This is a genomic window from Fodinicola acaciae, assembly GCF_010993745.1.
In the GTDB taxonomy this organism is placed as follows: domain Bacteria; phylum Actinomycetota; class Actinomycetes; order Mycobacteriales; family HKI-0501; genus Fodinicola; species Fodinicola acaciae.
In genome coordinates this window covers 2,828,687-2,853,136 of the sequence record NZ_WOTN01000001.1, presented here as the reverse complement: position 1 = coordinate 2,853,136, position 24,450 = coordinate 2,828,687, and the positions used below count along the sequence as shown (strand labels likewise).

The 24,450-nt window shown below is 67.3% G+C and carries 28 protein-coding genes; 13 read left to right on the top strand and 15 right to left on the bottom strand.

The genetic code is table 11. From position 1 onward, the window contains the following. Positions 1-3 precede the first annotated feature (3 nt). Complete coding sequence (locus GNX95_RS13410) at positions 4-591, bottom strand: phosphatase PAP2 family protein (RefSeq protein WP_163507409.1); 588 nt, start codon at positions 589-591, stop codon at positions 4-6. A gap of 73 nt (positions 592-664) precedes the next feature. Further along, positions 665-1,339, bottom strand: a complete 675-nt coding sequence (locus GNX95_RS13405) for an NUDIX hydrolase (protein WP_222853554.1) — start codon at positions 1,337-1,339, stop codon at positions 665-667. 84 nt (positions 1,340-1,423) lie between these two features. Here GNX95_RS13405 and GNX95_RS13400 point away from each other — a divergent pair, with 84 nt between their 5' ends. Next, positions 1,424-2,419: an SPFH domain-containing protein gene (locus GNX95_RS13400; protein ID WP_163507408.1), complete on the top strand. Its 996-nt coding sequence runs from the start codon at positions 1,424-1,426 to the stop codon at positions 2,417-2,419. Beyond that, positions 2,416-3,285, top strand: coding sequence for an NAD(+)/NADH kinase (locus tag GNX95_RS13395; RefSeq protein ID WP_163507407.1), 870 nt, complete (start codon positions 2,416-2,418; stop codon positions 3,283-3,285). Before GNX95_RS13400 ends, GNX95_RS13395 begins: the two co-directional genes overlap by 4 nt. Here GNX95_RS13395 and GNX95_RS13390 read toward each other — a convergent pair. Next, on the bottom strand, positions 3,282-3,905 hold the full coding sequence (locus GNX95_RS13390) for a TetR/AcrR family transcriptional regulator (RefSeq protein ID WP_163507406.1): 624 nt from the start codon (positions 3,903-3,905) through the stop codon (positions 3,282-3,284). The two genes, GNX95_RS13395 and GNX95_RS13390, sit on opposite strands and share 4 nt — an antisense overlap. Before the next feature lie 97 nt (positions 3,906-4,002). Between GNX95_RS13390 and GNX95_RS13385 the strand changes: the two genes are divergently transcribed. The 3 genes from GNX95_RS13385 to GNX95_RS13375 all read left to right on the top strand — a co-directional run bounded on the left by GNX95_RS13385 (position 4,003) and on the right by GNX95_RS13375 (position 6,510). After that, positions 4,003-5,172, top strand: coding sequence for a cytochrome P450 (locus GNX95_RS13385; protein ID WP_163507405.1), 1,170 nt, complete (start codon positions 4,003-4,005; stop codon positions 5,170-5,172). 88 nt (positions 5,173-5,260) lie between these two features. Then, positions 5,261-5,470 (top strand): hypothetical protein, encoded by a 210-nt coding sequence (locus tag GNX95_RS13380; RefSeq protein ID WP_163507404.1) that lies wholly within the window; start codon positions 5,261-5,263, stop codon positions 5,468-5,470. Positions 5,471-5,508: 38 nt separating this feature from the next. Continuing rightward, positions 5,509-6,510: a LacI family DNA-binding transcriptional regulator gene (locus GNX95_RS13375; RefSeq protein ID WP_163507403.1), complete on the top strand. Its 1,002-nt coding sequence runs from the start codon at positions 5,509-5,511 to the stop codon at positions 6,508-6,510. On the opposite strand, the gene GNX95_RS13370 is transcribed toward GNX95_RS13375, so the two are convergent. The 7 genes from GNX95_RS13370 to GNX95_RS13340 all read right to left on the bottom strand — a co-directional run bounded on the left by GNX95_RS13370 (position 6,503) and on the right by GNX95_RS13340 (position 13,933). Then, entirely contained in the window at positions 6,503-7,306 is an 804-nt protein-coding gene (locus GNX95_RS13370) for a carbohydrate ABC transporter permease (protein WP_222853553.1), read from the bottom strand. The two genes, GNX95_RS13375 and GNX95_RS13370, sit on opposite strands and share 8 nt — an antisense overlap. After that, on the bottom strand, positions 7,303-8,214 hold the full coding sequence (locus GNX95_RS13365; protein ID WP_163507402.1) for a carbohydrate ABC transporter permease: 912 nt from the start codon (positions 8,212-8,214) through the stop codon (positions 7,303-7,305). Before GNX95_RS13365 ends, GNX95_RS13370 begins: the two co-directional genes overlap by 4 nt. Then, the gene (locus GNX95_RS13360) at positions 8,211-9,428 is read right to left on the bottom strand and encodes a sugar ABC transporter substrate-binding protein (RefSeq protein ID WP_187369627.1); all 1,218 of its coding nucleotides are present in this window, start codon (positions 9,426-9,428) and stop codon (positions 8,211-8,213) included. Before GNX95_RS13360 ends, GNX95_RS13365 begins: the two co-directional genes overlap by 4 nt. Next, complete coding sequence (locus tag GNX95_RS13355; RefSeq protein WP_163507401.1) at positions 9,425-10,453, bottom strand: LacI family DNA-binding transcriptional regulator; 1,029 nt, start codon at positions 10,451-10,453, stop codon at positions 9,425-9,427. Before GNX95_RS13355 ends, GNX95_RS13360 begins: the two co-directional genes overlap by 4 nt. 1,389 nt (positions 10,454-11,842) lie before the next feature. Next, on the bottom strand, positions 11,843-12,268 hold the full coding sequence (locus GNX95_RS13350; RefSeq protein ID WP_246281589.1) for a nitroreductase family deazaflavin-dependent oxidoreductase: 426 nt from the start codon (positions 12,266-12,268) through the stop codon (positions 11,843-11,845). Between the two features lie 10 nt (positions 12,269-12,278). Then, positions 12,279-13,328 (bottom strand): DmpA family aminopeptidase, encoded by a 1,050-nt coding sequence (locus GNX95_RS13345; RefSeq protein ID WP_163507400.1) that lies wholly within the window; start codon positions 13,326-13,328, stop codon positions 12,279-12,281. Next, the gene (locus GNX95_RS13340; protein ID WP_163507399.1) at positions 13,325-13,933 is read right to left on the bottom strand and encodes a TetR/AcrR family transcriptional regulator; all 609 of its coding nucleotides are present in this window, start codon (positions 13,931-13,933) and stop codon (positions 13,325-13,327) included. The genes GNX95_RS13345 and GNX95_RS13340 overlap by 4 nt, the downstream gene beginning before the upstream one ends. Positions 13,934-14,036: 103 nt before the next feature. Between GNX95_RS13340 and GNX95_RS13335 the strand changes: the two genes are divergently transcribed. From GNX95_RS13335 to GNX95_RS13320, 4 genes are all read left to right on the top strand, one after another. Beyond that, the gene (locus GNX95_RS13335) at positions 14,037-15,398 is read left to right on the top strand and encodes an APC family permease (protein WP_163507398.1); all 1,362 of its coding nucleotides are present in this window, start codon (positions 14,037-14,039) and stop codon (positions 15,396-15,398) included. Positions 15,399-15,402: 4 nt separating this feature from the next. Then, positions 15,403-16,245, top strand: coding sequence for a LysR family transcriptional regulator (locus GNX95_RS13330; protein WP_163507397.1), 843 nt, complete (start codon positions 15,403-15,405; stop codon positions 16,243-16,245). Further along, positions 16,232-16,513, top strand: a complete 282-nt coding sequence (gene dmpI, locus GNX95_RS13325; RefSeq protein WP_343034860.1) for a 4-oxalocrotonate tautomerase DmpI — start codon at positions 16,232-16,234, stop codon at positions 16,511-16,513. Before GNX95_RS13330 ends, dmpI begins: the two co-directional genes overlap by 14 nt. Positions 16,514-16,583: 70 nt before the next feature. Continuing rightward, positions 16,584-17,834 carry an aminotransferase family protein gene (locus tag GNX95_RS13320; RefSeq protein ID WP_246281588.1) on the top strand — a complete coding sequence of 417 codons (1,251 nt, stop codon included), beginning with the start codon at positions 16,584-16,586 and terminating at the stop codon, positions 17,832-17,834. Positions 17,835-17,910: 76 nt separating this feature from the next. On the opposite strand, the gene GNX95_RS13315 is transcribed toward GNX95_RS13320, so the two are convergent. The 5 genes from GNX95_RS13315 to GNX95_RS13295 form a co-directional block, all read right to left on the bottom strand. Next, positions 17,911-18,219 carry a hypothetical protein gene (locus GNX95_RS13315; RefSeq protein ID WP_163507395.1) on the bottom strand — a complete coding sequence of 103 codons (309 nt, stop codon included), beginning with the start codon at positions 18,217-18,219 and terminating at the stop codon, positions 17,911-17,913. 4 nt (positions 18,220-18,223) lie between these two features. Beyond that, the gene (locus GNX95_RS13310) at positions 18,224-18,544 is read right to left on the bottom strand and encodes a hypothetical protein (protein ID WP_163507394.1); all 321 of its coding nucleotides are present in this window, start codon (positions 18,542-18,544) and stop codon (positions 18,224-18,226) included. Continuing rightward, positions 18,541-18,912: a hypothetical protein gene (locus GNX95_RS13305; protein WP_163507393.1), complete on the bottom strand. Its 372-nt coding sequence runs from the start codon at positions 18,910-18,912 to the stop codon at positions 18,541-18,543. The genes GNX95_RS13310 and GNX95_RS13305 overlap by 4 nt, the downstream gene beginning before the upstream one ends. Positions 18,913-18,964: 52 nt before the next feature. Further along, a complete protein-coding gene (locus GNX95_RS13300; RefSeq protein WP_163507392.1) occupies positions 18,965-19,186 on the bottom strand; it encodes a DUF397 domain-containing protein in 222 nt (73 codons plus the stop codon). Between the two features lie 260 nt (positions 19,187-19,446). Beyond that, positions 19,447-20,328: a helix-turn-helix domain-containing protein gene (locus GNX95_RS13295; protein WP_246281587.1), complete on the bottom strand. Its 882-nt coding sequence runs from the start codon at positions 20,326-20,328 to the stop codon at positions 19,447-19,449. A 286-nt stretch (positions 20,329-20,614) separates the two neighbouring features. Between GNX95_RS13295 and GNX95_RS13290 the strand changes: the two genes are divergently transcribed. From GNX95_RS13290 to GNX95_RS13275, 4 genes are all read left to right on the top strand, one after another. Beyond that, positions 20,615-21,460, top strand: a complete 846-nt coding sequence (locus GNX95_RS13290; protein ID WP_163507391.1) for an SAM-dependent methyltransferase — start codon at positions 20,615-20,617, stop codon at positions 21,458-21,460. Positions 21,461-21,476: 16 nt separating this feature from the next. Further along, entirely contained in the window at positions 21,477-22,190 is a 714-nt protein-coding gene (locus GNX95_RS13285; RefSeq protein WP_163507390.1) for a ThuA domain-containing protein, read from the top strand. Then, positions 22,187-23,182, top strand: coding sequence for a Gfo/Idh/MocA family protein (locus tag GNX95_RS13280; protein WP_222853552.1), 996 nt, complete (start codon positions 22,187-22,189; stop codon positions 23,180-23,182). The genes GNX95_RS13285 and GNX95_RS13280 overlap by 4 nt, the downstream gene beginning before the upstream one ends. A gap of 84 nt (positions 23,183-23,266) precedes the next feature. Continuing rightward, positions 23,267-24,445 (top strand): Gfo/Idh/MocA family protein, encoded by a 1,179-nt coding sequence (locus tag GNX95_RS13275; RefSeq protein ID WP_246281586.1) that lies wholly within the window; start codon positions 23,267-23,269, stop codon positions 24,443-24,445. Positions 24,446-24,450: the final 5 nt, after the last annotated feature.

Genomic DNA, 24,450 nt, shown 5'->3' with positions numbered 1-24,450 from the left:
ATATCAGGCTTTCGCCGGCAGGCGCATGACGGTGGCCGCCACCACGCCGACGCCGACCGTCGCAAGCGCCGCGGCCACGACATCGACGAGCCAGTGCTGCGCGACGACGACCCGGCTGACCGACACGAGGAGGATGGCGATCACGCCGACGGCGGTCGCGATGCCGGCCCAGCGTACGGAAACGGACGACGCGATGGCGACGGCGGTGACGGCCAGCGCGGTGATGACGACGACGTGGCCGCTCGGATACGTCCAGTCTGGCTCGTGTTGCGGCGGCCCGGGTCGCTGGAAGACGACCTGCAGCAGTGCGGTTGCCAGACAGCAAGCCAAAAGCGCGGCGTATCGGAGCAGTGCGCCAGGCCGCAGTCCGTGCCGTCGCCACACGACGGCGAGCAGGAGCAACACCAGACCGAGTGCCACCAACGTGCCGAGTCCGCCGATCGCCGGATAGATCGCCGGCGACGGGTCGTAGAGTCGCGTCGCGATCCACAGGTCGACAGGTGGCACGACATCCTGGAGCAGCCAGCCGGCGACTCCGGCGACCGCGACACACGCCAGGCCGGCGAGAAGTTTCCAGTGCTGAGGCGGCATCCGGCAAGTGTGCTGGCGGCGAGCGCCGCCGGCATCCGGGACATCCCTGACTGTGTCCCGGATCTTGCCGCTGTCAGCGCAGCATCGGCGGATGCAGCAGGTCGGCGGCGCCGCGCCGGAAGAGCTGCGCCGGCCGACCGCCGAGACGCGTGGTCGTTTCGCCGGTGGACTCCAGAAAACCCGGAGTGCCGGTGACTTTCCGGTGGAAGTTACGGGGATCGAGTGCGACACCCCACACTGCCTCGTAGACCGCGCGCAGCTCGGCGACGGTGAACTCGGGCGGGCAGAAAACGGTCGCGAGCGGCGTGTATTCCAGCTTGGACCGAGCGCGTTCGACACCGTCGGACAGGATGTGGTGGTGGTCGAAGGCGAGTTTCTTCGGCGTGGCAAGCAAATCATCGACCGAGGCCCAGCGTGCGTCGGCGGCGTCGCTGCCGGCGGTCGGCTGCGGCAGGTCGGCCGCGAGTGCCAGATATGCGACCGTGACGACGCGCATCCGTGGATCGCGGTCCGGCCGGCCGTACGTGCCCAGCTGCTCCAGATGTACGGCGGCCAGCCGCGTCTCCTCGGCCAGCTCGCGCGCCGCCGCGTCCGGCAGGTCCTCGTCGAGTTCCACGAAACCGCCGGGGAGGGCCCAGCGGCCCCGATACGGCGGCACGCCGCGGCGTACGGTCAACACGCTGAACAGGCCGTCTCGCACGGTCAGCACCACCAGGTCGACCGTGACCGCCATCCTCGCCGGCTCCATGTGACCAGCCTACCAGTCGTTCTCGTCACGTTGACGATAAGCGACTCGACCGATTATCGTCAGAGTGACGATAAGGAGAGGGTCATGGCAGATATCAAGAAACTTCCCGGTCTTCGGCACCTGCGCGGCACGCCGACGTTGCACGTCCGGCACGTACGTCGCGGCAGGGTCGTACGCGAAGGCATCGGCGCGTCCTTCTGGTTTCGTCCGCTGTCGGCGGTGCTCAGCGAGGTGCCGGTCGACGACCGCGAGCTGCCGCTGCTGTTCCACGCGCGTACGGCCGACTTCCAGGACGTGACCGTGCAGGCGACGGTCACCTTCCGGATCGTCGACCCGGCGAAAGCGGACGGCCGGCTGGATTTCAGCATCGATCCCGACAATGGACGTTGGCGCGGATCGCCGCTGGAGCAGATTGCCGGTCTGCTGACCGAAACCGCGCAGCAGTACGCGGTGGAGCTGCTCGTGCGTACGTCCCTCGCCGACGCTCTGGTCGACGGTCCGGCGTCGGTACGCGAGGCGATGTCGACCGGACTGTCGGGAAACCGGCGGCTCGCCGAGATCGGTCTCACCGTGATCGGCGTACGCGTCGTGGCGATCCGGCCGGAGTCCGATGTGGAGCGTGCGCTGCAGACGCCGGCGCGCGAGCAGGTCCAGCAGGAGGCCGACCGTGCGACGTACGAACGGCGTGCCGTCGCGGTCGAGCGCGAGCGCGCGATCGCCGAAAACGAGCTGGCCAACCAGATCGAGCTGGCTCGCCGCGAGCAGGAGCTGGTCGTGCAGCGCGGTGCCAACGCGCGGAGGCAGGCGGTCGAGGCGGCCGCGGCGAACCAGATCGAGACCGAAGCCCAGGCGGAGCGCGAAATCCGGCTCGCCAACGCGCGAGCGAACAGCCGGCGCGCGATGGGGGACGCCGAGGCGGCCGCGGAAACCGCGCGACTGGCCGCGTATCGCGACGTTCCGCAGGCGACTTTGCTTGCGTTGGTCGCCAAAGACGTGGCCGGCAACCTGCCGGAGATCGGCACCATCGTGGTCACACCGGAGCTGGTCAGCGGCCTGCTCGCGAAGCTGGCGCGACAATGACGCTGGCGCCGCGAGTGGTGGTGGTCCACCGCCGCACCGAGCTGGACGAGCTGCTGGCGCGACACGGTACGCGCGGCCAGGCCGCGTTTTTCCTGTCCACGCGCGGACGTGACCTGACCGAGGTGGAGGATCGCCATCTGCTGCAGCGAAAAGCGCTGGCGACGGTGTTGGCGGCGATCCCGGCCGACTGGCGGCGCGGCGCGGTGGAACGCGAGGATCTGCCGCGATTCCTGTTCGCGCCGGACGATGTCGTCGTGGTGGTCGGTCAGGACGGCCTGGTCGCCAATGTGGCCAAATATCTCGACGGTCAGCCGGTTATTGGCATCAACGCCGACCGCCAGCGCAACCCCGGTGTCCTCGTACGCCACGACCCAAACGACACCGCAAAGCTTCTTGGTGGCAGCAAAAATGTCGAGGATCGTACGATGGTGCAGGCGGTCGCCGACGACACGCAGAAACTGGTCGCGCTCAACGAAGTCTACATTGGACAGCCGACGCACCAAACCGCGCGCTACACCATTCGTACGGCCGACGGACGCACCGAACGCCAGGCGTCGTCCGGAATCCTGGTCGGCACCGGCACCGGAGCGACTGGCTGGTGCCGGTCGGCCTGGCTGGAGCGGCACAGCGCGATCGTCTTGCCAGGCCCGGAAGATCCGGCCCTGTCGTGGTTCGTACGCGAGGCGTGGCCGTCACCGGCGACCGCGACGAGCCTGGTCGAAGGCATCGGCGCGGTGACGGTGACGGTGGAGTCGGACCGGCTGGTGGTTTTCGGCGATGGCCTGGAAAACGACGCGCTGCGGTTGTCGTGGGGGCAGACCGTGAACGTCGGTGTCGCCGACCGTACGCTCCGGCTGGTCGGTTAACAGCCTCTGGCAAACGGAGGTGGCAACGCCGGTGCGTCGACCGGCAGCGGAGTGGCCGCCGCCGGCCGGATGGCATCAAGCAGCAACGCCAGATAACGCCGCCAGGAGCAGGCCGCCTCCGGACCCAGCCGGATCGGACTGACCAGCATGAACACCAGATGTGGCAGGTCCTGGCTGGTCAGGTCGTCGCGTACGACCCCGGCTCGCTGCGCTCGCTCGAGCAGTGTCGCGATCTGGCCAAAGTATTCGTTGGCGATCGCGTGCAGCACGGCGCCGGACTCCTTGGCCGCCGTGAACATGTAGACGTCGTTCTCGGCCAGCGACAGGCCGGCCTCCAGCACGCTCACCAGCGCGCGCCACGGATCCTCGTCGACCAGCGCGCGCCGCACGACCGGCTCGACGTCCTGCTGGTAGAGCCAGGAGAACACCGCCGTGATCAGCGCGTCCTTGCTGGGATAGTGCCGATAGAGCGTGGCGATCCCGACGCCGGCGCGGCGAGCGATCTCCTCCAGTCGCACGGACGCGCCGCCTTCCGCGTACGCCTGCCGAGCCGCCTGCAGGATCCGCTCGGCGTTGCGCGCCGCGTCGGCGCGCGGCGCACGCGAAGTCGAGATCTGCACAACGCCAAGTCTAACAGAGTGATAGCTGACTCTCGTTTGTGTTAGGCTCGACGGTGATGTGAGAGTCAGTTCTCATTTTCGAACCGTGGAGGCTTCCATGACTCAGGCCCCGTCGATGCCTGTCCATATGCGCCGCAACCGTTTCGACCCGGACGACACGCTGGCCGCGATGCGCGAGCAGCGACCGGTGCACCGGATCAGCACGCTGTTCCAGAGCGACGCGTGGCTGGTCACCAGGTACGACGACGTACGCGAGGTGCTTGGCGACGCCGGCCGGTTCAGCAACGTCGGCCGCTCGCCACAGGCCGGCCAGACCGACTCGTCGGGTTTCCTGCTCGCCTACGACCCGCCCGACCACACCCGGCTGCGCCGGATGCTGACCCCGGAGTTCACCGTCCGCCGGATGGAGCGGCTGCGGCCGCGGATCGAGCAGATCGTCGCCGACCACCTCGACGCGATGGCGGCCGCCGGCGCGCCGGTCGACCTGATGCAGGCATTCGCGCTGCCGGTGCCGTCGCTGGTGATCTGTGAGCTGCTCGGCGTGCCGTACGAGGACCGCGGCGACTTCCAGCGCCGCAGCAACGCCCGCGTCGACATGTCCATCAGCTTCGAGGAGCGGCTGGCGGTGACCCGCGAGTCGCAGGAATACATGGCGTCACTGGTCGCCGAGCAGCGCAAGACGCCGGGTGACGACCTGCTCGGCATGCTCGTACGCGACCACGGCCACGAGCTGACCGACCGCGAGCTGACCGGCATCGGCGACCTGCTGCTGCTCGCCGGCCACGAGACGACCGCCAACATGCTCGGCCTCGGCACGTTGCTGCTGCTCCAGCATCCCGACCAGCTCGCGCAGGTGCGCGACAACCCCGGCGCGGCCGAGCCGGCGGTCGAGGAGCTGATGCGCTATCTGACCATCGTGCACTCCGGCATTCCGCGTACGGCCACGCAGGACACGGTGATCGGTGGCCAGCGGATCGAGGCCGGCGACATGGTCGTCGTGTCGCTGCCGTCCGCCAACCGCGACCCGTCGCAGGGCGACGGCATGGACGACTTCGACGTGATGCGCAAGGCCGCGCGGCACGTCGCGTTCGGCCACGGCGTACACCACTGTCTGGGTGCGCCGCTGGCTCGGATGGAGATGCGGATCGCCTATCCGGCGCTGTTCCGGCGCTTCCCGGCGCTGCGGCTCGCGGTGCCGATCGAGGAGGTGCCGTTCCGGTCCTTCTCGTTCGTGTACGGCGTGAGTGCGCTGCCGGTGGCCTGGTGACTTTCTGATCAGGAATCGAGAAGCACCGTCGGAGGCGGCGCAATTAGCGTCTTCGACGGTGCTTCTCGATTCTCGCCAGGAGGTCCTCATGAACAGGTGGATACGGCAGTTTCATCGCTGGGTCGCTGTCCTTTTCACCGCGACCGTGGTCATCACGGTGATCGCATTGGTGCAGAAGGAGCCGATCGTCTGGGTTTCGTACACGCCGCTGCTGCCGCTCGCGTTGCTTTTCGTCACCGGCGCCTACATGTTCTTTCTGCCATATCTGGCCAAGCGCCGCCGCGCGGTCCGCGAGTGATGCCGTAAAGTCTCTTGCGGTCTGCGGAAAGGCGGTCGATGGTCACGATTGTCGACGTGGCGCGCGCCGCCGGGGTGGCGCCGAGCACCGTGTCGTACGTGCTGAGCGGCAAGCGGTCGATCTCGCCGGAGACCACCAGGCTGGTCGAGGCGAGCATCCGCGAGCTCGGCTATCACCCCAACGCCGGCGCTCGCGCGCTGGCCAGCAGCAAGACCAGTGTGCTGGCGCTGGTGCTGCCGATGCGTACGGACCAGAACGTCGCGGTCGTGATGGAGTTCGTCGCCGCGGTGGCGAAAACCGCTCGCGAACACGATTACGACGTACTGTTGCTGACAAAGGACGAGGGTCCGACGGCACTGCGGCGGGTCGTGTCCTCGGCGCTCGCCGACGCGCTGATCGTGATGGACGTCGAAGCGAAAGATCCGCGGGTGCCGGTGTTGCGGTCGCTGCAGCGGCCGTCGGTGTTGATCGGCGCGCCGGACGCGGCCAGCGGCATCACCTGCGTCGACCTGGATTTCGCCGCCGCCGGCCAGGAATGCGTGGCACACCTGGCCGAGCTCGGTCACCGGTCGATCGCGCTGATCGGTCCGGCGCCGGCCGTCTATCGGCGCGGCACCGGCTTTGCCAGGCGGTTTTTGCGCGGTTTCCGCGCGGCGGCAGGCAAACACGGCGTTCGTGCGGTCAACCGGCCGTGCTCGCACTCGTACGACGCGGCCGTACGGTGCGTGGACGAGCTGCTGGCCGCCGACCCGGAGCTGACCGGGCTGGTCATCCACAACGAGGCCGTTTTGCCCGCGGTGCTCGGAGATCTGCGCCATCGCGGCATCCGCGTGCCGGAGGACATGTCGGTGATCGCGCTGTGTCCGGACAGCATGGCCGTGCAGCAGCCGGTGTCGCTGACCACCATCGCCATTCCGGCCGAGGAGGTCGGCGAACTCGCCGTCGAGATGGTGCTGCGGCAGCTGGCCGGTCCGACCGTGCCGGAGACGCGGTTGCTGGCGCCTCGGCTCGTACGAAGGGAAAGCACGGCGGCTATTTGACCGCGCCGCCGGTGGCGCCGGCCGCGACGTAGCGCTGCGCGACGACCAGCAGCACCGCGGCGGGGATCGAGGCGAGCACCGTGGTCGCCATGATCGCGTTCCACTGGTTGGTGTGCGCGCCGATGTACTGGTAGATGCCGAGGGTGATCGGTCGTACGGTCTCGTTGGTGGTCAGCGTCAGCGCGAACAGGAAATCGCTCCAGGCGAACAGAAACGTGAACAGGCCCGCGGTGATCAGCGCGTTGGCGCTGACCGGCACGATGACTGAGCGGAACACGCGGAAATGTCCGGCGCCGTCCACCCGGCCCGCTTCCACGATCTCACGCGGAATTCCCTGCATGAACGCGCGGATGATGAGGATGGAGAACGGGATGCCCAGCGTCGCGTCCGCCAGGATCAGGCCCGGCACCGAGTTGAGCAGGCCGAGATCGTTGTAGACGCTGTAGAGCGCGTTGGCGATGACGATGCCGGGGATCATCTGGGTGATCAGGATGCCGAAGACGACGGCGTTGGAGCCGCGGATCCGAAACTGCGCCAGGCCGTACGCGGCGGGTGCGGCCACCAACAGGCAGACCACGACGCTGCCGGTGGCGACGACCAGGCTGGTGAGCAGGTTGCGTCCCTGGTCGGCGATGGCGGTGGCGTATCCGCTGACGTCCAACGGAAACGGGATCCACGAGCCCTGCAGGGTGGTGCCGGCCGGCTGCAGCGACGCGTTGATCATCCAGTAGACCGGGAAGAGCATCACGGCGATCAGGACGATCCCGATGGTGGTGGCGGTCCAGCGGTGTCTCACGCCGGCCTCCGGTTGGCACGCAGATAGATCACCGCGAAGACCAGCGAGAGCAGGATGAGGATGTCACCCATCGCGGCGCCCTGGCCGAAGTCGAACTGCTGGAAGGAAAGTTGGTACGACTGCGTCGCGATCGTCTGGGTGGCGTTGGCCGGTCCGCCGCCGGTGATCACCAGGATCAGGTCGAGGACTTTGGCCGTGTAGACGACACCGAGCACGAGCACGACGTTGACCACCGGACGCAGTTGCGGCCAGGTGATGTAGCGGAATGTGTTGACCTTTCCGGCGCCGTCGAGCGCGGCCGCCTCGTACAGCTCCGGCGGGATGTCCTGCAGGCCGCCGTAGAGAATGGTGGTGTTGAACGGGATGCCGACCCAGATGTTGACGATGACGACCGCGAGCAGCGCGACCGACGGACTGGTCAGCCAGGGGATTTTCGCCTGCAGGGTCTCGTTGAGCACGCCACTGTCCTGGTCGAGAATCCACCGCCAGACGGTGCCGGACACGACCAGCGGCAGCAGCCACGGCAGCAACAACAGCGATCGGAGCAGGCCGCTGAGCGGGAAATACCGGCGAAAGAACAACGCCAGTGCCATGCCGATGACGAACTGGCCGACCAGCGATCCGACCGTGAACAGGACGGTGTTGAGCAACGCCTCGGTGAAGATCGTCGACGCGACGATCTTCGCGTAGTTTTCCAGCCCGACGAACGGTGCCTCGCCGGTGTAGAAGGTCGCCGTCGAATAGTGCTGCAGGCTCATCGTCACGTTCTTGGCGGCCGGATAGCCGAAGAACGCGAGAAGATAGAGCACCGCCGGCGCCACGAACAGCCATTGCGTCAGTTGCTCGCGTTGCCGCCAGCGATGGGTCGTACGCGCACGCGGAGCCGCTTTTGTCGCGGTGACCGTCATGAACTCGTGACGGTCTTCTGCGCCTGTGCCAACGCGGCCGCCGGCGTGCTCTGGCCGGTCAGCGCGGCCTGGAACGCGGTGTAGATGGCCTGTGCGGCCTTCGGCCATTTCGGTCCCAGCTGGCCGGTGCGCGCTCGCGCGTGGCCGACCGTGTCGACGAAGGAGGCCATGCTCGGCACGTCGGCCGCGTACTGCCGCGCCACCGCCGGCTTGGTCGGGATCAGAAAGCCTTCCTTGGCGGTGGCCAGCATATTCTTGTCCTGGATCAGGCACGCGACGACCTTCGCGGCTTTTTGCTGGCGTTCCTTGGAAGTCGACTGCGGCACCGTCCACATCTCACCGCCGAGCGGGGCGACCGCGGTGGCGCCGGCGGCGGGCACCGGGATCTTCACGGTGTCCCAGTGCAGGGTGGCTTTCTTGTTCAGCGTCTGGATCTGCCACGGTCCGTTCACCATCATCGCCGCTTTTCCGGCCATGAACTGGTCGTTGACATCCGACTGGCGCCAGTTGAGCGCGCCCTTGGACACCGAGCCGTCGCGGAACAGGTCGACCCAGAACTGCAGCGACTGCTGGACCTGCGGGCTGTCCAGCTTGTTCTCGTTGCCGCCGTTGCTCCACATGAACGGCAGGAAGGTCCAGGCGCCCTCGTAGTCGGCGTTGGCATCGAAAGCCAGGCCGTAGCGTCCCGGCACGGTGAGTTTCTTCGCCGCCGCACGCAGTTCCGCCCAGGTCGTCGGCGGTTTGACACCGGCCTTGGCGAGCACGTCCTTGTCGTAGAACAAAACGATCGTGTTGACCGCCGGCGTCGCGGCATACAGCTTGCCTTGGTAGGTGCCGGCGGACACGATGCCGGGGGAGAAGCCGTCGGCGGTGACGCCGAGATCGTTCAGCGGCAGCAGCGCGCCGGTCGACGCGATCTGTTGTACGTCAGGATTGTCCAGCATCAGCAGGTCCGGCAACGTACGTGACGATGCCTGTTGGAGGACTTTGGCGATGAGCTGCGCGCCAGGCACGCTCTGGTGGTTGACCGTCGCTCCGACGGTTTTCGCGCAGTCGGACAGCCGTTTTCCCCACTGTGAATGGCTTGGCTCGTCGGCGTAGTAGTCGAGTACGGTCAGTTTGGATGAGTCGCCGGCCGAAGCCGATCCACCGCAGCCGGCGGTGGCCAGCAGCAGTGCGACGATGAGCAGCAGGGGATAGAAGCGCCGGCTCATGTCTCCTCCTCGCTCTCAGGCTGTGCCGCGACGGCGGTGCTTTTCCTGGTCACCAGCCGAGGTGCCAGCAACCGGGTCTGCGGTGTCGTCGGCCCGGTCAGCTGGCGTACGGTCATTTCCACCGCGAGCGCACCGACGTCCTCAGCCGGCAGCGTCACCGTGGTCAACGGCACGGGTTGCGTGGTCGCCATGCTGTCCGGACAGACCGCGATCAGCGAGATGTCGGCCGGCACGCTGCGGCCACTCTGGCGTAGATTTGCCAGCACGGCGGGCAAAACTGCCTCATTGTGCACCACCAGCCCGGTGATGCCGGGGTCGGCGGCGAACAGCTCGTTGAGGCATCGGCTGCTCGCCTCGTACGACGCCGGACACGGTCGGGACACCGCACGTATGCCGAACTCGGCCGCGGTTTCGGTGAAACCACGCATGAAACGCCGCGCGTATCCGGTGCCGCGCCGATAGACGCCAGGCGGCTGGCCGATCAGCGCGATCGACCGGTGCCCGAGATCGGCGAGCCGCCGGACGCAGCCGGCCGCCGCGGCGCTGAAATCCAGGTCCACACAGGTCAAACCGGTGGTGGAGTCAGGCGCGCCGATCAGCACGGCCGGCCGGTTGAGCGCCAGCAGCATCGGCACGCGCGGGTCGTCGGCCTCGATGTCCATCACGATCAGCGCGTCGGCGAGAGCCGACGAGGACACACGTTGCAGCGCGGCCGGGCCTTCGTCCTTTGTCAGCAGCAGAATGTCGTAGTCGTGCTCGCGCGCCGCTTTCGCGACGGACGCGACGAACTCCATCATCACCGCGACGTTCAGGTCGCTGCGCAGCGGCGTCACCAGCGCGATGACATTGGTGCGACTGCTGGCCAGCGCGCGTGCGCCGGCATGCGGGTGATAGCCCAGCCGGCGGATGCTCTCCTCCACCAGCCGGCGAGTTTTCGGCGATATCGAACGCTTTCCGCTCAGCACATACGACACGGTGCTCGGTGCGACCCCGGCGGCCTGAGCCACATCGGTGATCGTCACCATCCCGCCTCCATGTCAATCGAAGCGAATCGATTGACGCCCGACGCTAGGGGATCATCGTGTGAAACACAAGACATCCCCGGATGCCGCCATCGGACACCACCTATCGAACCCGTCGAAGGGGCAGCTTGCGTTCGATTGTCGACTGTTCGTCGAACCGGTTCGAGTTATCTGGTCGCAGGTGGGTGGGTTTCTGGCTGTTGCGGTTGAGGAGGTGGTGGGGTTGCCTGGTTGTTGCGTTGGGAGAGTGGTGGAGTTTCCATGGTTGTTGCGTTTGGGGGTGGTGCGCCTGCGCGGCGGGCGCTCCTGCGCGGAGGGCGACCTCAAGGGGAGGGGCGCGCGGGGTTTGGCTGTTGGTTGGGTTGGGTGCGGCGGGTGCGGTTTGTTTGTGGGTGGGTCCGGTTTGTCCGTTCTCCCCCGTCGGCGTCCGGAGGATGAGCACATTCTGGCCGGGCCTGCCGAGCTTTCGTACGGGGTTGCGTCGCGTACGCGGCAGGCCCGGCCAGAATGTGCTCAAGCAGAGCTCGCCGACGGGGGAGAACGGACAAACCGGACCAGGAGTGTGGTTGGGGCGCCGGAGTTGCGGTGGCGTCTCGGTGGGTGGCGTGAAGGTCCACTATGTGGGATGCGAAGGCATGTGGAGCGCTAAATGTCCGGCTTGAGAGGTTCGTAGAAGGCATGAATGTCGAGTTACTTGCGTTGGACGCAAGGAACAAGGCTTTCACGCCGCCGTGATCTCCGGAGGTTGTGACGGGTGTGACTACTGAGGCTGATAATGCTGTTGTGACTGCCGGGTTGCACCAAATGTCTATTTTGATGTCTTGTTAGACAAGTATTACGCAGCCGAGCCGCATCACCTTCATTATCAGCCACAGCAGTCACACCAGCACCACTACGGACGCTGTGATGGCGTCCATGCCGACGGGTTGCTTCCCATACGTGACCTGGCTTGCTCGTTCTCCCCGTCGGCGGGCGCAGCCAACCACATTTTCGGAGGGGCCGCCGCCTCCCAAACGCAACCACCCACCCAAGCTCGGCGGCCCCTCCGAAAATGTGGTTCCCTCCAGGGCGCCGACGGGGAGAACGAGCAAGCCCGGAAAACCCGGCCCCGCCCACAAACCACCGCCCGCACCCTCAATGCACACGATTGGCGTTCCCGCGCCCCCTCCCTTGAGGTCGCCCTCCGCGCAGGAGCGCCCGCCGCGCAGGCGAAAAACCCAACCACCCCCTGACGCAACAAAGCAGCAAAGCCAACCACCCCTGACGCAACAATCAGAAAACGCAACCACCCCAAATGCACCAACATCAAGACCCGACCATCCGCTGGGGCAACAACCATGAAACCCCAACCACGCCCTCAAATCGCAACAACCAGAAACCCAACGCAGCCGCTCACATACGCACACGCTCGACCAGCACCATCGGAATCTTCCGCTCGGTCTTGGACTGGTGGGTCTCGGTGCCCGGCATCTGCGAGGTGAAAAGCTCATACAGCCGTTCATACTCGCCGCCATCGGTCAACGACGACGCCTTTCCAGCGAACGTCTCGCCGCGCAGTTCGATGGTCACGTCCGGGTTGGCGACCAGGTTCAGATACCAGGCCGGGTGCTTCGGTGCGCCGATGTTGGACGCGAACAGCACGATCCGGTCCTCGGATCCGTCGGCGACCCAGCCGAGCGGTACGGTGTGCGGCCGGCCGGACTTCGCGCCGGTGGTGGTGAGCAGCACGAGCGTACTGTTGGCGAACTGGCCGCTCAGCTTGCCGTCATTGGCGCGAAACTCGGCGATGAGGTCACGGTTGAAGGTTTTCATGTCCATGCCGAGCAGCCTAGCCGTTGATGCTGTCAGCACCCGTCAGGTACGCGTGCGGCAGCGCTGGCACGTGGTGTCCGCCGAGTCCGGTCATCGACTCGTTGTCGACCAGCGCGTTGAGGACGGCCTCCTCGACGGCCTGTACGACCGCCTCGTAGAACGGATCGATGGCACCCCACCGCACGAACCGCAAGGTGTCATAGCCGGCATCGCCGAAAGCGCTCCGCAAAGCGCCGGAGTTCGCCGTGGAAAAGGCCAGAAAAATGTCACCGGAGAAATGCGATCCGGTGGTGCCGGTGCGCGCCAGCCCGAGTGGTACGCGACGCGCGAGCGCCATGCACTGGCCCGGCAGCATCGGCGCGTCGGTGGCGACGACCGCGATCACCGAGCCGGCGCCGGGTGGTACGCGCGAGCCGCCGCCGGCCAGGCCGACCGGCCGTCCGGCGATCGTCAGTTCTTTCCGTGAGCCGAAATTCGCCTGTACGAACGCGCCGACGGTGTAGGTGTCGGCGCCATAGGACACCAGCCGCGACGCCGTGCCGCTGCCGCCTTTGAACTCATAGCAGACCATTCCGGTGCCGCCGCCGACCGAGCCTTCGGCGACCGGTCCGCCGGCCGCCGCGTCGATTGCCGCCACCGCGTGCTCGGCGCGTACGTGATCACCGTTGATGTCGTTGAGCCGTCCGTCCCAGGTCTCCGCGACCACCGGCAGCAGCCACTCGGCGGCGAGATCGGGACGATGCCGGGCAACCCAGTCGATGACGCCGCGATGGCATGGGCCGACCGCGTGCGTGTTGGTGATCAGCACCGGCAGCGCGAGTGAGCCGGTCTCGGTCAGCCAGGTCGTGCCGGTCATCTCGCCGTTGCCGTTGAGGCTGTGCCATCCGGCCGCGCACGGGTCGCCAACACCGTCGCGGCCGCGCGGCAGGATGGCGGTCACGCCGGTGCGTACGCTGTCACCTTCGACCAGTGTCACATACCCGACCTCGACACCGGCCACATCCGTGATGGCGTTGTGTTTTCCTGCCGTGCCAGGCAAATCGACGAGGTCACGTGCGCGGGTCATAGCTCTCCTAAGTCGCAGCCGGTGGCCAGTGAGGCGTACGCGCGGATGGTCTGTTCGGCGGTCGCCACGTCGATCGGCGCTACCGCCTGCACGAGGTGCAGGCCATAGCCGTCCTCCAGGACGACGAGGTTGCGCGCGATGGTCAGCGCGTCGGCGGCCAAGGTGAAGGCGCCGGCGGCCGCGCCGGCCTCCAGGATGCCGGTGTAGATCGCCACCTGGCGGCCGAAAAGGTCGATGTGCCTCGCCGCGTACGCGGGATCGCGCCGCGCGATGGTGCCGAGCTCGTACAACAGTGTGCACAGTTCGTCGTCGGGTCCGCTCGGCAGTCCGCTGCCGATCATCGCGAGCAGTCGGCGCCGCGGATCGGTGTGCGCCGCCACGGCGGCCGAACGCAGGTCGCAGAACCGCTCGACCGCGGCGCGCTGCACCTCCTCCAGGAGGCCGGTGAGCGTCGGGTAGTAGTAGAGCACCGCGCCAGACGACAGGCCGGCCCGCTCGGCCACATCGCGCAGCCGCAGGCCGAGCATGCCGCGCTCGAGCACGGCCTCACGCGCGGCGGCGACCAGCTCGGCGCGCCGTTGGTCCTGTCGTCTGGGTCTCGCCATTCGCCTTAATCCCGTTCAAACCATCGATGGATTTCACTGTAACTGTTGACGCGAGCCGCCGCGCGGTTATTTGATGCACATTCAAAGAATGAGTGGAGGCGGGATGACGACCACCACCACGCAGGTCGGCCTGCGCAGAAGCCTGAAGGCGCTGGGGACCCTGCTGATCACACTGTCCGCGATCACACCGGCCTCCTCGGTGTTCATCATCGCGCCGGGGGTGATCGGCCAGGCTGGCACCGGCGCGTTCTGGAGCTTCGTCGTGGCCGGCCTGGTCGGCGTGCTGATGGCCTTCGTGTACGCGGAGCTGTCGTCGGCCTATCCGCTGACCGGCGGTGAGTACGCGATCGTCGCGCGTACGGTCGGCAAGCTGCCCGGCTTCATGGTCATGGTGCTGATGCTGTTCACGCAGGTCATCATCGTGGCGGTGATCGCGCTCGGGGTCGGCATCTATCTTGGCGCGCTGATCCCCGGCCTGAACGGGCCGGTCGTCGCGGCGGTCACCGTGCTCGTGACCGCCGTGCTCGGCGTCTTCGACGTGAAGCTCAACGCGGTCGTGACCGGCATCTTCCTGGCCATCGAGATCCTCGCGTTGCTGCTGCTGAGCGGGCTCGGATTCCTGCACGTCGAGCGGCCGATCACCGACCTGATCCTGCATCCGGTGATGGCCGGGCCGGGCCTGCCGGCGGCGACGCTCGGCGTCATCGGCGCCGCGACGGCGGTGGCCATCTTCGCGTACAACGGCTATGGATCGGCGGTCGTGCTTGGCGAGGAGACACGCGACGCACCGCGTACGATCGCGCGCGCCATCCTGTGGGCGTTGGTCGTGACGGTCGCCGCCGAGCTGATCCCGGTGACCGCGGTGCTGCTCGGAGCGCCGGACCTGCACTCGCTGTTCGGATCGCAGAACATGCTCGACGACTTCGTCCGTACGCGCGCCGGCAACGCGGTGGCGATCGCGATGAGCCTGGCGGTCGCGCTGGCCATCATCAACGCGGTGTTGGCGATTTTGCTGTTGACCGCACGGCTTTTCTTCAGCAGCGCCCGCGACGGCGTGTGGCCGGCGAGCCGTACGCTCCAGGCGATCCATCCGCGGTTCCGTACGCCGTGGGTCGCGACGCTGATCGTTGGCGCGGTCTCCGCGGTGGTGTGTTTCGTTGACCTGCATGTGTTGTTGGTCGTCACCGGAACATCGCTGGTCGCCGTCTACGCGTCGTTGTGCGTCGCCACGCTGACGGGTCGCCGCAACGGTACGACCGCGCACTCCGCGTATCGGATGCCACTTTTCCCGCTGCCGCCACTGATCGCGCTGGCGGCGCTCGTCTACGTCACCTACCAGAACCTGCTCGATCCGGCGGTCGGCCGGCCGAGCCTGATCGTGACCGTGGGCGTGCTGGTGCTGGCCGCCGCCTACTACCTGCTGTTCCTGCGCGGAAAGTGGGAACTGCGCGGTCCGGCAGACTAGGCGGGTGGAACTGCGCCAGCTGTCGTACTTCGTCACGGTCGCCGAGGAGCTGCACTTCGGTCGCGCGGCCGACCGGCTGCACATCGTGCAGTCGGCGGTGAGCCAGCAGGTCAAGCGGCTGGAGCGCGAGCTCGGCGTGGACCTGTTCGACCGCTCGTCGCGGCACGTACGGCTGACGCCGGCGGGGGAGCGGTTCCTCCCGGAGGCACGCGCCGTACTGGCCGCTGAGCAGCGCGCACGCGAGTCGGTGGCGGTCGTCGACACACTGCGGCTCGGCACCAGCACCGGTCTCGGCGAGCGGCTGGACCGCGTGCTCGACCGGCTGACTCCGGCCGTACGCGTGGAGCTGGTGTCGGCGCCGGCCGAGGAGCGGCTGCAGCAGGTGCTCGCCGGCACGCTGGACGCGGCCTTCGTACGCGGTGCGACCGGCGATCCGCGGCTGCGCGAGATTCCGATGTGGCCCGACCAGCTGTACGCGGCACTGCCGGCACGGCATCCGCTCGCGTCGCGCTCCGCGGTGGCGCTGGGCGACCTCGCCGCGCTCCCGTTGCGGCTGACCAACAGACGTAACAACCCGCCGCTGGTCGACCTGGTCGTGCAGGCCTGCCATGACGCCGGTTTCACCCCGAAACCGGCGTCTTCCGGCGCACTCCAGGACACACTGGCGATGATCGGCGCGGGTGAGCCACTGTGGACGGTCGTCTACGCCGCACACGCGGCTCAGTTGCGTACGGATCGGGTCGCTTTTCGGCCACTGGAGCCAGATCTCGCGCTCACCACGTCGTTGGTCGTACGCCGCGAGTCGCCGACCCGGTTTCTGAAGCTGCTGACCGATCTGGATCGGTGATCGCTGCGAGCTCCGGTTCGCTCTTGGTGCGGCCGCCGTTTCCGGCTGGAATATCTCCCGCAGGCAAACGAAAAAGGAGACAGACATGCCGACCGTCACCATCCAGCAGGGACCGCGCACCGTCGAGCTCAAGCGCGATCTCATCAAACGCATCACGGACGCTTTCGTCGACGCATACCAGATTCCGGCCGAGGCCGTCGAGGTGTGGTTCCAGGAGACCGCGCCGGACAGCTGGGGCCGGGCCGGAAAGCTCACCGCCGACAAATAGGCCCTGAGCAGCGGCGGTTCCGACCAGGTGTAAGAGTGGATGGAGTTACCTGACACCTGGGAGGACCGCCGTGACCGACACCAGCCTCTGGCATCCGTTCGCCGACATGCACGCCGTACGCGGCGCGGAGTTCGTGCTGGAACGCGGCGAGGACGTGTGGGTCTACGACACCGGCGGCAAGCGATATCTGGACGCCACCGCCTCGCTCTGGTATTCCAACATCGGCCATGGTCGGCCGGAGATCGCCGCCGCGATCGCCGCGCAGCTGGGAAAACTCGAGGCCTATGGCATCTTCGGCAATTTCGCCAACGTACCGGCGAAAGAGGTCGCCGCGCGGGTCGCGTCGTACGCGCCGATGGCCGACGCCAAAGTGTTTCTCACCTCCGGCGGCGGCGATTCCATTGAGACGGCGGCGAAAATCGCCCGGCGCTATTGGAACGCCAAAGGCGAACCGGAGCGTACGCACCTGATCAGCCGCACGCAGTCCTACCACGGCACACACGGGGTCGGCACCGGCATCGCCGGCATCGGCGCCAACCGCGACGGCTTCGGCGAGTTCATCCGCGAGGCCGAGCGGGTGGCGCACGACGATCCGGCCGCGCTGCGCAAGGAAATCGAGCGGATCGGGCCCGAGAAGGTCGCCGCGTTCTTCGCCGAGCCGGTCATCGGTGCCGGCGGCGTCATCCCGCCGGCGCCGGGATATCTGGAGGCCACCGCCGCGATCGCGCGCGAGTACGGCGTGCTTTTCGTTGCCGACGAGGTGATCTGCGGTTACGGCCGGCTCGGCCGGTGGTTTGGCATCGAGCGGTTTGGCGTGACGCCGGACCTGATCACCTTCGCCAAGGGTGTCACCAGCGGTTATCTGCCGCTCGGCGGGGTGATCGCGTCGGCCGAGGTGGCCGCGCCGTTCTGGGACGAAGGCGGCCGGGCGTTCCGGCACGGCGCCACGTACGCCGGTCACCCGACCTGCTGCGCGGCCGCCCTCGCCAACCTGGACATACTGGAGCAGGACAATCTCGTCACACGCGGTGAGCAGTTGGAGAAGCCGCTGTACGAGGCGCTGCGGTCGCTGGCCGACCATCCGGCGGTCGCCGAGGTGCGCGGCGGCGTCGGCTTGCTGGCCGCCGTCGAGCTGCATCCGGACACGCTTGCCGCCAACCCGGCCGCGGTGGCCGCCGTCGGCGCGCACGCTCGCGACGAGAGCGGAGTTTTGTTGCGTACGCTCAACAGCTCGCTCGCCGTGTCACCGCCGCTGACCGCGACGGAGGAGCACTTCAGGCTCATCCGCCAGGCCTTCGACGCGGCCCTCGACAGCCTCTGACAAGACGCCGCAAGCCACCCTACGTGCCGTCATGCGCACGCAGGGTGGCCCTGCGGCACCGGGGGCCTGTGGTCGGTCAGGAGGGCTTGACGGCTGATTCGGCCACCGTCAGCCAGTGTTTCGACTGCGTAACCGGCAGTGCGACCCAGTCCTTGAACGGACGGCCCTTGCCGGCCGGGTCGAAGAGGGTCGCTTCCGGGATGGCCATGGCCGAGGCGTGCGCCGGACTGCCGGCACCGAGCTTCACCGCGAACATGCCGCCTTTGAGGCAGGCGACGGCTTTGCCGTCAAGCATCAGGGCTCGCGCGCCGAACATCTTGCCGGTGCTCACGCCATAGCCGGCGAGGTCGTCGGCGATGTCCTCGAAATGCTCGTCTTCGGTCATGTCACTAAAGCGAGCTGACCGCCATGCCGGCGGCGATGGCCTCGGCATAGATTCCGCCGGGCTGGACGCCACCGGACTGCGGGACGGACCGGTTGTCGTGCTCGGCGCGACCGGGGTTGGTGTTGTAGCGGCGGGTACGCGCCACCACGAGCGAGACCGGATGCCAGCGCTGCTGGCGACCGGTGCCGGCGTCGACGCACACGAGGGTCTGGCCACAGAGCTGGCAGACACCGCCGAGAAGGTCGGCGTGACCCTCGATGATCGGCACCGCGTCGATCCGCCACGGTTGCCATACGTCGTGCGGGCAGTCGATGTTCATGCTCATGCCGGCAGCGCTCCCGTACTCGCGTCGATCGAACCCATGACCTGCAGTGGAAAACCGGTCCTCACCGCCCCGGCGGTGCCGCCCGCGCCGGCGCCGTTCACGAGGTGGCAGGACCCTGGAAGTGGAGCAGGGCCGATCCGCAGGATCGTGAACATCAGCTGCGGACCGGCCCCGGGCCTTGATGATTCGCCGCGCTGAAGCGCGGCGAGGGTCGGTCTCAGCTTGGGATCCGGCAATCGTTGGCGGATCCCAAGCTGATCCGGGTCTTGCGGTTGAACTCTGGAGCTATCGACACAGCTGGGTGACGAACCGTGCGGCACCGTCATGGGGCCGTACGGCCGGAGTCCGGAAGACTCCTCGATCGTCATCCCTGCCTCCGCCGCAGTGGCTTCAGTGACTGGCGATATCTCGTTTGCGCTGTTACTTCCGCAGCTCGCCGGCCCTGGCCACGAAGCTGGCGACCGCGTCCACCGAGTAGACGAGCGCCGGCCCGTGCGGGTCCTTCGAGTCGCGGATGGCAACCTGCCCTCCGTCCAGGACACCGACCTCGACGCAGTTGCCGTTTCCTCCGCTGTAACGGCTTTTGCGCCAGGTCACCGTGCCCAGGTGTTGGGCTGGAACACCGTTGTCGATCTTGTTCACCGCTGTGCCCCCTTGCCTATCTGGAGTGTATGACACTCGGCGTGCATTTGCACGTGCATCTGAGTGTGCATTTGCACGACGAACGTGTCAATGCACGAGCGAATGCACGTGCAGCTACACACAGTCATGACGATATCCGGGGACATGTCCGTTGAGCAGCAAAAACACCCCGCTCGAGGGGGTGTCAGGGGATACTCGGAAGTAAGTTCAGGCGTGACCGGATAGGGCCAGAACTGTGCGTACGGCCAGGTGTGTCGGTCTCAGTCGTCGTCCTGGTCGAGCTCGAGCTGCGCCTTCTTGATGATCTCGCGGCTCTCCTCCGGCGTGGCCGCCTCGGCGGTGAGCCGGTGGGTCACCTTGACGTACATCTCGACCTCGGCCGGCTTGTCCAGGTAGAGCGCGCCGGTCGGGTATTCGATATAGACGATGTCGGCGAGCTCGGGGTGGGCGAACCGGAGCAGGGAGAACGGGACCTCGGCGCCGGTGGTGGCCCGGTCGAACGGCACCACCTGGATGGCGATCGTCGGCTGCTGGCTCATCACCTGCAGGTTTTCCAGCTGCTCCTTCATGATGTCCTTGTTGCCGACCCGGCGCTTCAGGGCGCCTTCGTCCAGCACGGCCCAGACCCTCGGCGCGCGCGGCCGGGAGAGCAGCCGTTGCCGGCGCATCCGCACGTTGACGCGGCGGTTGATCTCCTCCTGCGGCGCGTCCGGGTGCGCGCGGGCGATGACGGCACGCGCGTACGCCTCGGTCTGCAGCAGGCCGGGGATGAACTGCATCTCGAAGGTCTGGATCCGGGCCGCGGACTCCTCCAGGCCGACGTAGTTGTGGAACCACTTCGGGACCAGGTCGCCGAACCGGACCCACCAGCCGGGCTGGTTGGACTCCTCGACCATCTTGATGAACTCGGCGCGCTGGTCCTCTTCGGTGACGTCGTAGAGGGTCAGCAGGTCCTCGACGTCGATGACCTTGAGCGCCACCCGGCCGAGCTCCATCCGGCTGATCTTGGACTCGGAGCCGCGAATCTTCTTGCCGGCGTCGCCGCGGGAGATGCCGTTGGCCTCGCGGAGCCGGCGCAGCTCGCTGCCGAGCACCATTCGCTGTGCGGTCGAACCGCCTTCAGCGGCATCGGCAATGGCCACTGCCCTTGACCTCCCCCGAGCTCATCGGCACGTCGATCGTGGTATCCGCAGGATTAGCCAGAGAACTGGCAGAGTGTCGCGTCCCCATCCTAGTCCCACCGGCGCCATTGGTCACGCAAGGTACACGTACTGTGCCTGTGATCGCACCCCTTTGACCAGCCGGACAGGACTTTGGACCCTGGTCAGTCACCTGTAAGGGGTGATTTGTCCGGCGGGGCTGTGCGGCCGGTGGCAGATCCCCTACTCTTTGTTGCCTGCGCAACAGCTCCAGTGTGAGGTCGTGGCCATGCCTCAGTCCGATTCCCCGACTCATCCAGAGATCGGGCGCCCCATCATCGACACCGACAAGCCCAGCATCGCGCGTGCGTACGACTTCGCGCTCGGCGGCCGGGACAACTTCGAGGTCGACCGGCAGCTCTACAACCGGGTCGCCGGTGCGACCGGCGTCGGTCCCGAGCTGATCCGGATGGCCAGGATCAACCGGCAGTGGCTGATGCGGGTGGTCCGCTGGCTGGCCAGGGACATCGGCATCGACCAGTTCATCGAGCTCGGTTCCGGCCTGCCGGCAAGCGAAAACGTCCATCAGGTCGCGCAGGCGGAAAACTCCGAGGCGATGGTCATCTACGTCGACAACGACCCGGCGGTGATCGCGCACGGACAGGCATTGCTGGCGGAGAACGGGCGTACCCATTTCGTCGCCGCCGACCTGCGCCATCCGGACCTGTTGCTGACCAACGAGGTCGTGCTGGCCAACCTCGACCTGGACCGGCCGGTCGCCGTCATGCATTGCCTGACGCTGCACGGAATTCCCGACCTCGCCGAGGTGAGAGGCATCGTGGACGGATACGTCCGGCCACTGGTGTCCGGATCGTACGTCGCCATGACACACGCCTTCAATCCGCACGATGGCAGCGATCTGGACAAGCTGGCCGGCCGCGCGGAAACGGCGGCGCGTACGGCGTTTCCGGACATCCGGTTTCGGGACCGCGCCGAGATGATGGCCATCCTGGACGGGCTGGAGCTGGTCGAGCCGGGGTTGACGTATCTGCTGGAGTGGTGGCCGGAGGGGCCGAACCTGCCGGCGGATCTGGTCAGCAAGATCCTGTTGGGGGCCGTCGGCCGCAAGCCGTAGTGCTTAGATTGGTCCCATGATTCGGGTTCTGGTGTGGAACGAGGGCCGGCACGAACAGCGGGACGAGAGCGTGGCAAAGCTCTATCCGGATGGGATCCATGGCGCGATCAGCGCCGGAATAGCGGAAAACCTCGGAGCGGACGTCCACTTGCGGACAGCTTTGCTCGACGATCCGGAGCACGGACTGACCGAGGAGACGTTGGCAGGGACCGACGTGCTGACCTGGTGGGGACATGCCGCCCACGAGGAGGTGTCCGACGAGGTCGTACGCCGCGTCCAGCGGCACGTGCTGTCCGGCATGGGCCTGCTGGTGCTGCATTCCGGTCATTTCTCGAAAATCTTTCGCACGCTGATGGGCACGACCTGTTCGCTGCGGTGGCGCAACGCCGACGACCGCGAGCTGGTCTGGACGGTCGATCCGAGCCATCCGATCGCCGCCGGCATCCCCAACCCGATCGTCATCGACCGGCAGGAGATGTACGGCGAGTTCTTCGACATTCCGGCCCCTGACGAGCTGGTGTTCATCAGCTCCTTCACCGGTGGCGAGGTTTTCCGTGGCGGCTGCACGTTCCGGCGCGGCAACGGAAAGATCTTCTACTTCAGTCCGGGTGACCAGGAATATCCGGTCTACCACCATCCGGACGTACGCCGGGTGATCGCAAACGGTGTTCGCTGGGCAGCGCCGGTGACGCGTGTGGAGCCGTCGCTGCAGCGTACGGAGCCGGTGTGACGGCGCCGCTGCGGGTCATCGTGGTCGGTGTCGGCGCGATGGGGCGCGGCTGGCTGTCCACCGTGGACGCCTCTCCCGACACCGAACTGGCCGGTGTGGTCGACCTGGACCTGGCGGCCGCCGAGGCCGCGGCCGGTGGCTTACCGTTCGCCAGCAGCATTTCCGCTCTCGGTGTCGAGGCGGACGCGGTCATCAACGTGTCGGTGCCGGAGGCGCACTATCCGGTCACCCTGGAGGCATTCGAGCTCGGATTGCCCGTGCTGGGGGAAAAACCGCTGGCCGCGACGCTGCCGGAGGCGGTACGGCTGGTGGCCGCCGCCGAACGTGCCGGCCTGCTGTTCATGGTCAGCCAGTCACGGCGCTACAACCCGCAGCTTTTCGCGCTGAAAGCCGGGATCGCCGAGCTAGGCGAGACCGGGATGGTCGTGTGCGACTTCTTCCGCGACCCGCGGTTCGGTGGTTTTCGCGCGGTCATGGATCATCCGCTGCTGCTGGACATGGCGATCCATCCGTTTGACAGCGCGCGGTATCTGCTCGACGCCGACCCGGTCTCGGTCTACTGCGAGGAGCACAATCCACCCTGGAGCACGTTCCGCGGCGCCGCCGCGGCCACCGCGGTGTTCCAAATGACCGGCGGAAAACGCTTTGTCTACAACGGAAGTTGGTCGTCGCCGGGCGCCGAGTCGTCGTGGAACGGGGTCTGGCGGGTCAGCTGTTCCGGCGGCTCGGCGCTCTGGGACGGCGACAATCCTGCGTCGGTGCAGGTGGCCGGCGGCGCGACGCGCGTACTGCCGGACGATCCGTCGGCAGGGAACGGGATCGACGGGTCGCTGGCGGAGTTCGTCGCGGCCGTACGCACCGGTTCGCGGCCGATGGGGGAGGCGCGCGACAACGTGCTGAGCCTCGCGATGGTGTTCGCCGCCGCGTCGTCGGCCGAGTCCGGCCAACCTGTACGGATCGCGGACGTCCTCAACGCGGCGGCGGATTTCTGACAGAATCCGCCATATCTCGGCGATCTTGACACGCCGATGACCGCGCGACAGCATCCGAGGAAGGCGTAAAGAAGGGATCACGCTGTGCCGGATGACCGCACCCTCGGGGTCGCGATGATCGGCTACGCGTTCATGGGTGCGGCGCACTCACAGGCGTGGCGGACCGTGCACCGCGCGTTCGATCTCCCCGTGACGCCGCGAATGTCCGTTGTGGTCGGCCGAAACACCGACGCGGTCACGGCCGCGGCGAGCAAACTCGGCTGGGAGTCGGCCAGCACCGACTGGCGCGAGGCGATCGCACGCGACGACATCGACATCGTCGACGTGTGTACGCCGGGTGACAGCCACGCCGAGATCGCGACCGCCGCACTGGCCGCCGGCAAGCACGTGCTGTGCGAGAAGCCGCTCGCCAACTCCGTCGAGGAGGCCGAGGCGATGGTGGTGGCCGCCGAGGAGGCGGCACAGCGCGGCGCCCGGTCCATGGTGGGGTTCAACTACCGTCGCACACCGGCGCTCGCGTACGCGCGTCAGCTGGTCGACTCCGGCCGGTTGGGGACCATCCGGCACGTACGCGCGCAGTATCTGCAGGACTGGATCGTCGATCCGGAGTTTCCGTTGGTGTGGCGGCTGCGCAAGGAGTTGGCTGGTTCCGGTGCGCTGGGCGACATCGGCGCGCACATCATCGACCTCACCCAGTTCGTCACCGGCCAGCGGCTGACCGGCGTGTCGGCGCTGACCGAAACTTTCGTACGCGAGCGGCCACTTCCGGCCGCCGCTGCCGGGCTTTCGGCCAGCGGCACCGAAGAACGCGGCGAGGTCACGGTCGACGACGCGGCACTGTTCTTCGGCCGGCTCGACGGTGGCGCGGTCGCCAGCTTCGAGGCGACCCGGTTTGCGACCGGCCGGAAAAACGCGATGCGGCTGGAGGTCAACGGCTCCGCCGGCAGTCTCGCGTTCGATTTCGAGACGATGAACGAGCTCTGGTTCTACGACGGCTCGTTGCCGGCCGCGGAGGCCGGTTTCCGGCGGATCCTGGTCACCGAGCCGGATCATCCGTACGTCCACGCCTGGTGGCCGCCCGGCCACGGCCTGGGCTACGAGCACACGTTCACCCATGAGGTCCACGACTTCCTGCGGTCCATTGTGGACGGTGTGGACCCGGTGCCGTCGTTCCGCGACGGCCTCGGCGTCCAGCGCGTACTGGCCGCGGTCGAAAGCAGTGCGGCCAACGGCTCCGGTTGGGTCGACATCCCAGCCAGGTAAGGAGA